Genomic DNA, 13,267 nt, shown 5'->3' on the forward strand with positions numbered 1-13,267 from the left:
ATGGTCGGAACTCAGCCCTCTCCCAACCCTCTCCGGTGGGGGGCGGGGAGCAAAGGGCCCCACCTGCGTGGGCGTTCTTGTCACCATGCCCGGGTGCCGCTTCAGGCAAGATGGCCGCCCCAGGCCTGATCCGGATGTTCCATGGACGTTGAAGAAGTGATGCGCGCCGCGCTGCGCGAAGCCGGCTATGGTCCGGACGCGGTGGGTTCGGCCTTGCCGCGGATCATGCGCATCCTGGAGGCGGAGGACGTGCGCCTGGAGGTCGGCCGCGCGCTGTCGCGCAAGGAACGCGAGTACGTGCGGCTGCAGCTGGAGATCGGGCTCAGCGTGCCGGAGATCGTCGCGAGCCTGAAGCGCTGAGGGCGCAGGGCGCCCCCCCGTAGAGCGGGGCTTGCCCCGCTGCCTCCCGCCACGTCGTTTCCGCCAGGCGCGGGAGTCGTTCGATGCAGTGCGTAGCCCGGACAAGGCCGAAGGCCGCATCCGGGGATGATCTGCCTGCCGTGGCCGGACAGCTACGCGCCTGTCCGAACCCGAACCCCGGGTGCGCTTCGCTTACCCAGGCTACGTGGCTGACGGTCTGGCGCACGGTAGCCCCTCTCCCGGTGGGGGAGGGGAGCAAAGAGAAGGCCCGCTTGTGCGGGCCTTCTGCTGTCCAGCTTCAGCGTTGCGGGCTCACTTCAACCCGCGGAACTCCAGCAGCGGTTCCACGCTCGGGTCCTTGCCGCGGAATTCGCGGTAGGCCCTGGCCAGGTCGCGGGAGTGACCGATGGAGAGGATCTTCTCGCGGAAGATCCGGCCGTTCTCGCGGGTCAGGCCGCCGTTCTGCTCGAACCAGTCGAAGGCGTCGTGGTCCAGCACCTCGGCGCCGAAGTAGGCGTAGTAGCCGGCCGCGTAGCCGCCGCCCCAGACATGGTTGAAGTAGTTGCTGCGGTAGCGCGGCGGCACCGCGGCCAGGTCGATGCCGTACTTCGCCAGCGCCTGCTTCTCGAACGCGTCGACGTCCTGCACCCCGCTGCCTGCCGGCAGCATGTGCCAGGCCAGGTCCAGCAGCGACGCGGCGAGATACTCGGTGGTGGCGTAGCCCTGGTTGAAGGTGCGCGCGCGGTTGACCTTCTCCGCCAGCGCCTGCGGCATCGGCTCGCCGGTGAGGTGGTGCTTGGCGTAATTGGCGAACACCTGCGGGTACAGCGCCCAGCGCTCGTTGAACTGCGAGGGGAACTCGACGAAATCGCGCGGCACATTGGTGCCGGAGATGCTCGGGTAGGTGGTCTTCGAGAACAGGCCGTGCAGCGCGTGGCCGAACTCGTGGAACAGGGTGGTGACCTCGTCGTAGCTCAGCAGCGCCGGCTGGCCGGGCGCCGGCTTCGTGTAGTTCTCGACGTTGTAGATCACCGGGATGGTGCCGGCCAGGCCGTCCTGCTCGACGAAGTTGCCCATCCACGCGCCGCCGCGCTTGCTCGGGCGCTTGAACGGGTCGAGGTAGAACAACGCCAGCTGGCTGCCGTCGGCATCGAAAACGTCGAACACGCGAACGTCCGGGTGGTACACCGGCAGGTCGTGGCGCTCGCTCACGGTGATGCCGTACAGCTCGTGCGCGGCGAAGAACACGCCGTCCTTCAGCACGCGGTCCAGCTCGAAGTACTTGCGCACCTCGGCCTCGTCCAGGTCGTACTCGGCCTTGCGCACCTGCTCGGCGTAGAAGTCCCAGTCGGCGGCGCCGGCAGCGAAGTCGCCGCCCTGCTGGTCGACCACGGCCTGGATCTTGGCCAGCTCCGCGCGGGCACGCGCGGTGGCCGCCGGCACGGTGTCGTTGAGCAGCTTCAGCGCCACTTCCGGCCTGCCGGCCATCTGGTTGGCGATGGCGTAGGCGGCGTAGTTGTCGAAGCCCAGCAGCTGCGCCTTGCGCGCGCGCAACTGGGCCAGCCGCTGGATGGTGGCGCGGGTGTCGTTGGCGTCGCCGCGCGCGGCGCGGTTCATCGACGCGGCCAGCAGCTCCTCGCGCAGGCTGCGGTCCTTGAGCGCGGCCATCTGCGGCTGCAGGGTGGTGTTCTGCAGTTCCAGCAGCCAGCCCTGCTTGCCCGCGGCGCGCGCCGCTTCGGCGGCCGCGGCGATCGCGCCTTCGTCCAGGCCGTCCAGGCGCGCGCGGTCGGTCACCAGCACGGCGCCGGCATTGGTGGCCGCCAGCAGCTTCGCGCCGAAGGCGGTGGTCAGCGAGGATTCCTCGGCGTTGAGCTGGCGCAGTTCGGCCTTGTCGGTCTCCGACAGCAGCGCGCCGGCGCGCACGAACTGGTTGTAGCGGTGCTCGACCAGGGTCTTCTGTTCTTCGGTGAGGCCCAGCGTGTCACGCTGCTCGTACAGCGACCTGATCCGCGCGAACAGCGCCGGATCGAGGTGGATCGCGTCGCTGTGGCCGGCCAGCTTCGGCGCCAGTACTTCCTCGGCCGCCTGCAGGGTCGGGTTGGTGTGCGCCGAGGTCATCGCCTCGAACGCCAGCGAAGCACGGGTCAGCAGCGCCCCGGCGCGTTCCATCGCCTCGATGGTGTTGGCGAAGGTCGGCGGCTCCGGGTTGTCGGCGATGGCGCGGATCTCGGCCAGGTGCTGGCGCATGCCTTCCTCGATCGCCGGCTGGTAGTCGGTGTCGCGGATGCGGTCGAACGGCGGCGCCTGGAAGGGCAGGGTGCTGGCGCTGAGCAGCGGGTTCGCGGCTTGCGCGGGGAGGGCGGCGGTGGAATCGGGCATGGCGGTATCGGTGGCCGGGCGCTCGCCGCAGGCGGTGAGGGCCAGGGCGATCGCCGAGGAAAGCAGCAGCTTGCGCAGCATCGGGGACTCCGGGAAAGGGTAAGACCAGCGGCGTCGCGCCGCACCCTCGGCAGGATCGCCGCCGCCTTGCCGTTCAGGCAGTGCCGGAGTGCCCGCGCTGGCGCCAAACCGGGTCAAGCGCCGGGCCAAGTGCCGCGGCCGGCCGGGCCGACCCGCGGCACGCGGTTGGCGGGCCTACACCTCGCCCTTCTTCGACAGCAGCACCGCGATCGGCCGGCTGCCGGCGAACTGCGCCAGCACCATCACGATGCTGGCGGTGAGCGGCACGGCGAGGAAGGCGCCGGGCAGGCCCCACAGCGCGGTCCACACGGTCAGGCTCACCAGGATCACGAACGGGCTGAGGTTGAGCGAGCTGCCCATCAGGTACGGGTCCAGCAGGTGGCCGTTGAGGAACTGCACCAGCGACAGCGCGCCGGTGAGCACCAGCGCGGTCTTCAGGTCGCCGAACTGCAGCAGCGCGAACAGCGCCGGCAGGGCCACGCCGAGGATCGAGCCGACGTAGGGCACGTAGTCGATCAGGCCGACCAGCAGCGCCCAGAACGGCGCCAGTTCCACGCCCATCGCCGCCAGGATGATCCAGCTGGCCAGGCCCAGCAGCACGCCCAGCAGGGTCTTCAGCGCCAGGTAGGTGCCGATGCGGCGGTTGATGTCGGCGACCACATGGCGGATCCGGGCTGCGCGTTCCGGCTCCGGCGCCAGCTGGCCGATCTTGGCGTCGAAGTGGCGGCGTTCGACCAGCAGGAAGGCGACGTACAGCGCCACCACCACCACCACCAGCGTGCCCACCAGCGAGGCGGCCAAGCCCAGGGTCGAGCCGGCCAGGCGCTGCAGGTTGACCTGGGCCATCACCGCCTGGCGGATGCTGTCCCAGCTGGGCTCGGACTCGATGCCCAGCACCGCCGCGCCCTGCTGCACCAGGGCGACCAGCTGCGCCTGGTACTGCGGCACGCGCTGCAGCAGCCGGTCGACGCTGTCGGTGGCCACGCCGACCAGCAGCACCAGCGCGCCGGCGATCACCAGCGTCGCCAGCGTCAGCCGCAACCATTCCGGCGCGGCGGGCCCGAGCACCGGTACCTTGGCCAGCAGGCGCGCGCTGCCGAGCACCACGTACAGGGCCATCACCCCGAAGGCGACCGGCACCAGGATGTCGCGGGCCACGTACAGCACCCAGCCCACCAGCACCGCGAACACGGTGCCATGCACGACGGCGCGGAATCTCTCGTTCATGCCGGTGCGTCCTGGTTGGAACGCGGGCCTGCGGCCGGGATGCGGCCCACGCGCGGCGGCCGCGCGGCCATTGTGTGGCAAGCACGCGGCCGGTGCATCCGGCGGTGCAGCGCGCCAGCTTCGTCGCCGCTGGCCGGGTTCCGTCGGCGCATTCCCGGATGCGTCGGAAACGGTCTTGTGGCGCGGTCCGCGGCCGCGCAACCTGCATCCGTGGGCCAGTGGTGGCCCGGGTGTGAGGAGACCGCACGATGAAAGTCCTGATCGCGCTGCTGGCCTGGTGCGTGCTGTTCGTACTGTGCTGGCCGCTCGCCCTCCTGGCGCTGGTGTTGTGGCCGCTGGTGTGGCTGCTGTCGCTGCCGTTCCGGCTGGTCGGGATCACCTTCTCGGCGCTGTTCGCCTTTCTCCGCGCCCTGCTGATGCTGCCCGCCCGGCTGCTGGGCGGCGGGCCCGCCCGCGCGGTGGCGTAGGCATCCTCCAGAAACCCCTCTCCCTCCGGGAGAGGGGCAGCGGAGAGGGCCGGGCACCGACGGTGCACCCGGTCGCGTAGGCGCAGCAAATCCGACCGTTGTAGCCCGGGCAAGCAAAGCGCACCCGGGGCTCCAGACCCGCCCGCGTGGATCACGCGCCACACGCAGCGACCCCGGATGCGGCCTTCGGCCTTATCCGGGCTACGCGCTGGCTGGTGGCGTGCCCCTCCGCACCCCCCTCCCGCTGGGCGAGGGCCATAAAAAAGGGCCCGGCATGAGCCGGGCCCTTCGTGTTGCGGCGAAGCGGTGGATCAGGCCGCCTTCTTCTCCGCGATCCAGGCGTCGACGCGGCGCTCGAGCAGGTCCAGCGGCATCGCGCCGCCGCCGAGCACGGCGTCGTGGAAGCCGCGGATGTCGAACCTGTCGCCCAGTTCGGTCTCGGCCTTCCTGCGCAGCTGCTGGATCTTGATCATGCCGATCTTGTACGCGGTGGCCTGGCCCGGGTTGACCAGGTAGCGCTGCACCTCGGACTTGATCGCCGCGTCCGGCACCGAGCTGTTGGCGCGGAAGTAGTCGATCGCCTGCTGCTCGGTCCAGCCCTTGGCGTGCAGGCCGGTGTCGACCACCAGGCGGATCGCGCGCCACATCTCCGACATCAGGCGGCCGTACTCGGAGTAGTCGTCCTTGTAGGTGCCCGGCATTTCCTTGGCCAGCCACTCGGCGTACAGGCCCCAGCCCTCCGCGTAGGCGGTGGTGTTGTACTGGGTGCGGAATTGCGGGATGCCGGTCAGCTCCTGGGCAATGGAGATCTGCATGTGGTGGCCCGGCAGGCCCTCGTGGTACGCGATGACCTCAAGCTCGGTCTTCGGCATCGCGTTCATGTCGGACAGGTGCGCGTAGTAGATGCCCGGGCGCGAACCGTCCGGGGTGCCCGGGTAGTAGTGCTGGGCGGCGCCATCCTGCTCGCGGAACGCCTCCACGCGCTTGACCACCAGGTCGGCCTTCGGCAGCAGGCCGAAGTAGTTGGGCAGCTGCTGCTTGATGTTCTCGATGTCGGCGGTGGCGGCGTCGATGTAGGCCTGGCGGCCGGCATCGGTGTTCGGGAACACGCGGTCCGGGTCGTTGAGCACGTGCGTGAAGAACGCCTGCAGGTCGCCTTCCACGCCGATCTTCTTCTGCAGCGTTTCGAGCTCCCCGCGCAGGCGCGCCACCTCGGACAGGCCGAGCTGGTGGATCTCCTCGGCGGTCATCGCCGTGGTGGTGTTCTGCTTGAGCTGGTACTCGTAGTACTTCATGCCGTCCGGATGGGTGGTGCCCACGCCGGTGGCGTTCTCCAGCGACTTCGGCAGCTCTTCCTCGGCGAAGGCGATCACCTTCGCGTAGGCCGGCGCCACGCTCTCCAGCAGCGCCTTGCGCGCCAGCTCCTTCAGTTCGGCCGCGCGCCCGGCGCTGACCTTGCCGTCCTTGGCCAGCGCGTCGGCCTTGGCCTGGGCGTCGGCCCACAGCGCGCTGGGCTTGCCGCCGTCGAACGGCGCGCCGCTGACCACCTTCTTCGACTGGTCGATCACGCCTTCCCAGGCGAACTTCGGCGGGCGGATGTCCAGCGCCGAGGAGGCGCGGGTGCGCTCCAGCAGCTGGTCGAACAGCACCGGCACCTTCTCGAGGCGCGACACGTAGGCAAGGTAGTCCTTCTCGTCGTCGACCTTGTGGAAGTTGATCAGGAAGGTCGGCACCAGGTTCTGGATGCCGCTCATCTGGTCGAACGGATAGGCATGGAGCAGGAACGGCACGCCTTCGCGGGCGCTTTCGTACTGGTGCTTCCACAGGTCCCAGGACAGCCTGGTCTCCGGGTCGAGCTTGTTGTAGTCGAAGCTCGACTCCATTTCCTTGACCGACGCTTCCAGCCAAGCCAGCTGCTTCCGGAAGCCGGCCTCGGACATGTCGTCGATCTGGTCGTTGAGTTCCTTGCGGCCGAGGAAGGTCAGCTGGATCGGGCTGAACTGCAGCTGCTCCTCGTACTTGGTGTCGAACCAGGTGTTGAGGCGCTCGGACTCGGCCTTGATCTCCTCGGCGCTGGGCGCGGCGGTGGCGGCGGTGGGCTGGGATTCGCCGCCCTGCTGCGAGCAGGCGGGCACGAGCAGGGCGAACGACAGGGCGAGGGCGAGCGGAGTCAGGACGGAGGCGTGGCGCACGGCGTGTTTCCCGGAGGGTGGACAGCCGATTCTGCCCCCGCGCGCTTGCCGGCGCACCCTGAAAATGGTCATGGTCGGCGCGGTTCCGGGCGGGTGGCGGTGGCTGTCGGGTACCATGTTGTGCCCAGTCCGCCGCCCGCGAGGCCGCGATGAGCACCCAGCCCGACAACCCCGTCACCCAGGAACAGGCCGAGGAGGCCGTGCGCACCCTGCTGCGCTGGGCCGGCGAGGATCCGCAGCGCGAAGGCCTGCTGGACACCCCGCGCCGCGTGGCCGAGGCCTACGGCGACTGGTTCAGCGGCTACCGCGAGGACCCGCGCGAGTACCTGGCCCGCACCTTCGAGGAAGTCGCCGGCTACGACGAGATGATCGTGCTGCGCGACATCGAGTACGAAAGCCACTGCGAGCACCACATGGCGCCGATCATCGGCCGCGTGCACGTGGGCTATCTGCCGGACGGCAAGGTGGTGGGCATCAGCAAGCTCGCCCGCGTGGTCGAGGCCTACGCGCGCCGTTTCCAGGTGCAGGAGAAGATGACCGCGCAGATCGCGCAGTGCATCCAGGACGTGCTGCATCCGCTGGGCGTGGGCGTGGTGGTGGAGGGCGTGCACGAGTGCATGACCACCCGCGGCATCCACAAGCGCGGCGTGAGCATGGTCACCTCGAAGATGCTCGGCAGTTTCCGCGAGGACGCGCGAACCCGCGCCGAGTTCCTGCGCTTCATCGAAACCGGGCGCCGCTGATCCGCCGATGGCCGGGATGCGTGGATCGGACCAGGCCACTGAGGGGCCATGCCCCTGCGGCAGCGACCAGGCCTATGCCGCCTGCTGCGGGCGCTGGCATGCCGGCACCCCGGCGCCGGATGCCGTCGCGCTGATGCGTTCGCGCTACAGCGCCTACGTGCTGAAGCTGCGCGACTACCTGCTGGAAACCTGGCACCCCGACACCCGCCCGGCGCCGGCCGAGCTGGACCTGGACGAGGCCGGCGGCCAGCGCACGGCCTGGCTGGGCCTGCAGGTGAAATCCGGGCGCAGCACCGGGCCCGATACCGCCGAGGTCGAGTTCGTTGCCCGCTTCCGCGTCGGCGGCGGCCGCGCCCAGCGGCTGGTCGAACGCAGCCGCTTCGAGCGTATCGAAGGGCGCTGGTACTACCTGGACGGCGACCTCAGCTGAACCCGGCCCAGCCGTTCGCGCACGCATGACGCGGCGCTCATGGGGCGCCCGCTAGCGTGCCCGCATGGACCTGGCCGTCACCGACAACCCCAGTGGACTCGCCGCCGCCGGCACCGCGGCGCGCTACCTTGCCGTGCGCGCGACCAGCGTGGACCTGGCCTCGCCGCTGTCGCCGGAGGACGCCATGCTGCAGAGCATGGAGGACGCCAGCCCGGCGAAGTGGCACCTCGGCCACACCACCTGGTTCTTCGAGCACTTCGTCCTCGGCGCGGCCGGCATGGCACCGCTGCGGCCTGGCTGGCACTACCTCTTCAACAGCTACTACGACAGCGCCGGCGCGCGCCATCCGCGGCCGCGCCGCGGCCTGCTGTCGCGGCCGTCGCTGGAGGAGCTGCTGGGCTGGCGCGAGGCGGTGGATGAACGCGTGCTGCGCGCACTGTGGGCCGGCGACCTCGACGGCTCGGCGCGACGCCGGCTGGAGCTGGGCCTGAACCACGAGCAGCAGCACCAGGAACTGCTGCTGACCGACATCAAGCACGCGCTGTGGAGCCAGCCGCTGCGCCCGGCGTATCGCCACGACCTGCCGGATCCGGCGCGGCGGGCGGCTGCCGCCGGGGAACTGCACTGGCATGCGGTGGCCGAGCAGGTCGCGTGCATCGGCGCGCCCCCCTGGCCGGAGGCCGAGGCCTTCGCCTACGACAACGAATCGCCGCCGCACCGCGTGCTGCTGCCCGCGCACGCGCTGGCCTCGCGCCTGGTGACCAATGCCGAATACCGGCAGTTCGTCGAGGACGGCGGCTACCGCGATCCGCGCCTGTGGCTCAGCGACGGCTGGGCGCGGGTGCAGGCCGAAGGCTGGCAGCGCCCGCTGTACTGGGAACAGGACCTGGAGCGCGCCTTCACCCTGGGTGGCATGCGCCTGCTGCCGGCGCACGCGCCGGTGTGCCATCTCAGCTACTACGAGGCCGATGCGTTCGCGCGCTGGGCCGGCGTGCGCCTGCCGACGGAGGCCGAATGGGAACATGCGGCATCGGCGCAACCGGCACGGGGCCACTTTGCCGACGATGCCGTGCTCGAACCGTGTCCGGCGCAAGCGTCCGGCGACGGCCTGGCGCAACTGTTCGGCGACACCTGGGAATGGACTTCCAGCGCCTACCTCGCCTATCCCGGCTTTCGCCCGTGGCAGGACGACACCGGCGAGTACAACGCCAAGTTCATGAGCGGGCAGTTCGTGCTGCGCGGCGGCAGCTGTGCCACGCCGTGCGGGCACGTGCGCGCCAGCTACCGCAACTTCTTCCCGCCGCACGCGCGCTGGCAGTACGCGGGGCTGCGCCTGGCGATGGACCTGCCATGAGCCCGCTGCTGGCGTCCTGGGACGAGGCCGGCTACGGCGCGCCGCCCGCCGAAGGCTCGATGCTGGAGGACGTGCTGGTCGGCCTGTCCGCGTCGCCGCGGCGGCTGCCGACCAAGTACCTGTACGACGCGCGCGGCTCGGCGCTGTTCGAGGCCATCACCCGGCAGCCGGAGTACTACCTCACCCGGACCGAGCTGGCGCTGCTGGACGCGCACCTGCCGGCGATCGCCGATGCGGTGGGGCCGGACGTGCACGTGGTGGAGTACGGCAGCGGCAGCGGCCGGAAGACCGAGCGCCTGCTGGCCGCGCTGCACGCACCGCTGGCCTACACGCCGGTGGAGATCTCGCAGGCGGCGCTGGACGCCTGCATCGCGCGCCTGCGGCCGCGCTTCCCGCGGGTGGCGATGCTGCCGCTGCGCGCCGACTTCAGCCGGCCGCTGCGGTTGCCGCGGCCGCCACGTCCGCCGGCACGGACGCTGGTGTTCTTCCCCGGCTCGACCCTCGGCAACTTCACCGACGACGATGCGGTGGCGCTGCTGGCGGCGATGGCCGCCACCATCGGCGACCACGGCTGCGCCCTGGTCGGCATCGACCTGGTCAAGGACGCGGCGGTGATCGAGGCCGCGTACAACGACGCCGCCGGCGTCACCGCGGTGTTCACCCTCAATCTGCTGGCGCGGCTCAACCGCGAGCTGGGCGCGGACTTCGACCTGTCCGGCTTCGCCCACCGCGCGCGCTACGTGGCCGCGCGCGAACGGGTCGAGACCTCGCTGGTGAGCCTGCGCGAACAGCGGGTGCACCTGGCCGGGCAGGTGTTCAGGTTCGCCCGGGACGAGGCGGTCCACGTCGAATACAGCCACAAGTACCGCGACGAACGCTTTGCCGCGCTGGCGCGACGTGCGGGACTGGAAGTCGTGGACGGGTGGGGCGGCAGCGCGGAAGGTTTCGGGTTGCGCCTGCTGCGGCGCCCGGCGCGCTGATCGAGTCCGTTGACCGGCGGCGCTATCATGCGGACCTTTCCGCGTCCGCATCCTGCATGAGCCCGATGTCCCGTTCCGTCCCGCTGCTGTGCTGCCTGCTGCTGGCCGGTGGCTGTGGCGCGGAGCGGGCGGAGCGCGTGGCGGATGCGGGCAGCGCCGCATCCACCACCGCTGCCGAGTCGAGCCCTGCCGTGTCCACGCCCACCGCTTTCCACCTGCCGTCCGACTTCGACACCTGGTTGCAGTCTCCCGTCGTTGCACCGGATCCGGCGGTGCTGGCCGTGCCGGGCGTGTCGATCGGCCGCTTCCAGGGGCTGGAAGCGGTACTGGTGGAAACGCCGCTGGCCACCGCGGCGGTGTCGCTGGTCGGCGGACAGCTGCTGTCGTGGGTGCCGGCGGGACAGGAGGACGTGTTCTGGCTGTCGCCGCTGCGCGCGGAGCTGCCCACGCCGATCCGCGGCGGCGCGCCGGTGTGCTGGCCGTACTTCAGCCGCCATGGCCAGGGCAACGACGTGCCCTCGCACGGCTTCGTCCGCACCCTGCCGTGGACGCTGGTCTCGGCTGCGCGCGAGAACGACGGCACCGTGGTCCTGGAACTGGCGCCACCGGCGCTGCAGGACCTGGCGCTGGGCCTGCGCATGCAGCTGCGCATCGGCCGCCAGCTCGAGCAGCGGTTGATCACCACCAACAACGGCGCCGAAGCGGTGCGCTACACCGAGGCGCTGCACAACTACTTCCACGTCGCCGACGTCGGCCAGGTGCGCATCGAAGGCCTGGCCGGGCGCCGCTTCCTCGACAAGAACGACGGCGGCAACGCCCACGTCCAGCAGGGCGAATGGACCCTGCACGATCCGCGCGACCCCGGCCGCAGCGATCGCCTGTTCCCCGATGCCGGCGGCGCCTACCGCCTGGTCGACCCGGGCCTGCGCCGGCACGTCGAGGTGAGCGTCGAGGGCGGCCGCACCGCGGTGGTGTGGAATCCGGGCGAGGCCGCCGCGGCGCGCATGGCCGACGTCGGCCCGCACTGGCGCGGCTTCGTCTGCCTGGAAGCGGCCAACGCCGGCCCCGACCTGGTCGAACTGGCGCCGGGTCAGACCCACGTGCTGGTCCAGCGCATCGCGGTGGCGCCGCTGGACTGAGCGCCGCGCGGAGCTAAACTGCGCCGTTTCCAGTGGCGACGGCGGCAGGCCACCTGCGGCGGATGCCACCACTTTCCCCGACCCGAGGCGCGACCGTGGATCCATCGCCGCAGCGGCCCGGCGCGCGACGCGCGGCGCTGGCCTTCATCTTCGTGACCGTGCTGATCGACGTGCTCGCGTTCGGCGTGATCATTCCCGTGCTGCCGCACCTGGTGGAGGAATTCACCGGCGGCGACGTGGCCAGCGCGGCGCGCTGGGTCGGCCTGTTCGGCATGGTGTTCGCGGCGGTGCAGTTCGTGTGCACGCCGGTGCAGGGCGCGCTGTCGGACCGCTACGGCCGGCGCCCGGTGATCCTGCTGTCCTGCCTGGGCCTGGGCCTGGACTTCATCTTCATGGCGATGGCGACCTCGCTGTCGATGCTGTTCATCGGCCGGGTCATCTCCGGCATCGCCTCGGCCAGCTTCACCACCGCCAATGCCTATATCGCCGACGTCACCGAGCCGGAGAAGCGGGCGAAGAGCTTCGGCATGATCGGCGCGGCCTTCGGCCTGGGCTTCGTCGTCGGCCCGCTGGTCGGCGGCTGGCTGGGCGGCATCGACCTGCGCCTGCCGTTCTGGTTCGCGGCCGGGCTGGCGCTGCTGAACTTCCTGTACGGCTGGTTCGTGCTGCCCGAATCACTCCCGCCGGAGCGCCGCGCGCCCCGCTTCGACGTCGCCCACGCCAACCCGTTCGGCGCGCTGGTGCTGCTGCGCAGCTATCCGCAGGTGTTCGGTCTGGCCGCGGTGGTGTTCCTGGCGCAGCTGGCGCACTACGTGTACCCGAGCATCTTCGTGCTGTTCGCCGACTACCGCTACCAGTGGGGGCCGCGCGAGGTCAGCTGGGTGCTGGCCGCGGTAGGCGTGATGAGCATCGTGGTCAACGCCGCGCTGGTCGGGCGCTCGGTGAAGGCGCTGGGCGAGCGGCGCACGCTGCTGCTGGGCCTGGGCTGCGGCGTCACCGGCTTCGTCATCTACGGCCTGGCCGACAGCGGCTGGCTGTTCCTGGTCGGCCTGCCGGTCAGCGCACTATGGGGCCTCGCCGCGCCGGCCACGCAGGCGCTGATCACCCGCCAGGTCGGTCCGCAGGTGCAGGGTCGCATCCAGGGCGCGCTGATGAGCCTGACCAGCCTGGCCGGCATCCTCGGCCCGCTGGTGTTCGCCAACGTGTTCGCGCTGTTCGTCGGCAGCAGCGCGCCGGCGGAGATTCCCGGCGCGCCGTGGTTCGTGGCGGCGGTCGCGCTGGCCTGCGCCTGGGCGGTGGGCTGGCGCTACGCGCGGGTGCCGCGCGAACGGTCGGCGGCCTGATCCAGACGAAGGCAGGGCGGGACTGGCCCCGCCCTGCGTGATCACGACTTCGGGTGCGGTCAGTCGTTCTCGACCGCCAGGATCTTGCCGTCCTTCGGATCGACGCGCAGTTTCACGTCCTTGCCATTGTCGCGCTCGGCCTCGGCCTCCCACACGCCATCGTCGAACTCGACGTCGTGCACCTTCGAGTAGCCGGCGGCGGTCAGCTTCGCCTTGATGTCGTCGGCCGTCAGGGTGGAGACGATGTCCTCGGCATGGATGCGGCCGTTGGCGTCCACGCGCACGTCGACGCGGTTGCCGTCGGCGCTGGTGGCATCGGTCTCCCACATGCCGTCCTCGAACTCCGGATCGTCGATGCGGGTGAAGCCGTTGCGGGTGAGCAGCTCGCGCACCTGCACGGCGGTCAGCCCCATCTGCGTGCCGGCCTGGCGTTCGGCCGTCGGATTGTCGGCCGGCTTCACCGGCTCGGCGGCCGCGGGCAGGGCCAGCGCCAGGGCGAGCAGCGGGGAGAGGGGAAGGGCGGTACGTTTCATCGCAGGCTCCTGCGGTGGGTGTGGCAGGCACCGTGCCGC

Annotated in this window: 12 protein-coding genes; 8 read left to right on the top strand and 4 right to left on the bottom strand. The window is 70.8% G+C overall.

What is annotated here, in order from left to right; genetic code table 11:
* Window positions 1-141 precede the first annotated feature (141 nt).
* Entirely contained in the window at window positions 142-360 is a 219-nt protein-coding gene (locus M503_RS0105510; RefSeq protein ID WP_037060596.1) for a hypothetical protein, read from the top strand.
* Window positions 361-672: 312 nt separating this feature from the next.
* Here M503_RS0105510 and M503_RS0105515 read toward each other — a convergent pair whose 3' ends face one another.
* Together M503_RS0105515 and M503_RS0105520 are read right to left on the bottom strand one after the other, a co-directional pair.
* Window positions 673-2,820 carry a M3 family metallopeptidase gene (locus tag M503_RS0105515; RefSeq protein ID WP_028920432.1) on the bottom strand — a complete coding sequence of 716 codons (2,148 nt, stop codon included), beginning with the start codon at window positions 2,818-2,820 and terminating at the stop codon, window positions 673-675.
* 174 nt (window positions 2,821-2,994) lie between these two features.
* Complete coding sequence (locus M503_RS0105520; protein WP_028920431.1) at window positions 2,995-4,047, bottom strand: AI-2E family transporter; 1,053 nt, start codon at window positions 4,045-4,047, stop codon at window positions 2,995-2,997.
* 248 nt (window positions 4,048-4,295) lie between these two features.
* Here M503_RS0105520 and M503_RS0105525 point away from each other — a divergent pair, with 248 nt between their 5' ends.
* Complete coding sequence (locus M503_RS0105525; protein ID WP_028920430.1) at window positions 4,296-4,514, top strand: hypothetical protein; 219 nt, start codon at window positions 4,296-4,298, stop codon at window positions 4,512-4,514.
* A 311-nt stretch (window positions 4,515-4,825) separates the two neighbouring features.
* On the opposite strand, the gene M503_RS0105530 is transcribed toward M503_RS0105525, so the two are convergent.
* Complete coding sequence (locus tag M503_RS0105530) at window positions 4,826-6,706, bottom strand: DUF885 domain-containing protein (RefSeq protein ID WP_028920058.1); 1,881 nt, start codon at window positions 6,704-6,706, stop codon at window positions 4,826-4,828.
* Between the two features lie 149 nt (window positions 6,707-6,855).
* Between M503_RS0105530 and folE the strand changes: the two genes are divergently transcribed.
* From folE to M503_RS0105560, 6 genes are all read left to right on the top strand, one after another.
* Window positions 6,856-7,449: a GTP cyclohydrolase I FolE gene (gene folE / locus M503_RS0105535; protein WP_028920057.1), complete on the top strand. Its 594-nt coding sequence runs from the start codon at window positions 6,856-6,858 to the stop codon at window positions 7,447-7,449.
* A 16-nt stretch (window positions 7,450-7,465) separates the two neighbouring features.
* Window positions 7,466-7,879: a YchJ family protein gene (locus M503_RS0105540; protein ID WP_028920056.1), complete on the top strand. Its 414-nt coding sequence runs from the start codon at window positions 7,466-7,468 to the stop codon at window positions 7,877-7,879.
* Window positions 7,880-7,943: 64 nt separating this feature from the next.
* On the top strand, window positions 7,944-9,233 hold the full coding sequence (gene egtB, locus M503_RS0105545; protein WP_028920055.1) for an ergothioneine biosynthesis protein EgtB: 1,290 nt from the start codon (window positions 7,944-7,946) through the stop codon (window positions 9,231-9,233).
* Entirely contained in the window at window positions 9,230-10,213 is a 984-nt protein-coding gene (egtD, locus tag M503_RS0105550; protein ID WP_028920054.1) for an L-histidine N(alpha)-methyltransferase, read from the top strand. Before egtB ends, egtD begins: the two co-directional genes overlap by 4 nt.
* A gap of 65 nt (window positions 10,214-10,278) precedes the next feature.
* Complete coding sequence (locus tag M503_RS0105555; RefSeq protein ID WP_081720945.1) at window positions 10,279-11,352, top strand: D-hexose-6-phosphate mutarotase; 1,074 nt, start codon at window positions 10,279-10,281, stop codon at window positions 11,350-11,352.
* A gap of 95 nt (window positions 11,353-11,447) precedes the next feature.
* Window positions 11,448-12,695: an MFS transporter gene (locus tag M503_RS0105560; protein ID WP_028920052.1), complete on the top strand. Its 1,248-nt coding sequence runs from the start codon at window positions 11,448-11,450 to the stop codon at window positions 12,693-12,695.
* Between the two features lie 59 nt (window positions 12,696-12,754).
* On the opposite strand, the gene M503_RS0105565 is transcribed toward M503_RS0105560, so the two are convergent.
* On the bottom strand, window positions 12,755-13,228 hold the full coding sequence (locus tag M503_RS0105565) for a PepSY domain-containing protein (RefSeq protein WP_028920051.1): 474 nt from the start codon (window positions 13,226-13,228) through the stop codon (window positions 12,755-12,757).
* Window positions 13,229-13,267: the final 39 nt, after the last annotated feature.

Origin of the sequence: Pseudoxanthomonas suwonensis J47, from assembly GCF_000513955.1 — a bacterium.
GTDB classification, from domain to species: domain Bacteria; phylum Pseudomonadota; class Gammaproteobacteria; order Xanthomonadales; family Xanthomonadaceae; genus Pseudoxanthomonas; species Pseudoxanthomonas suwonensis_C.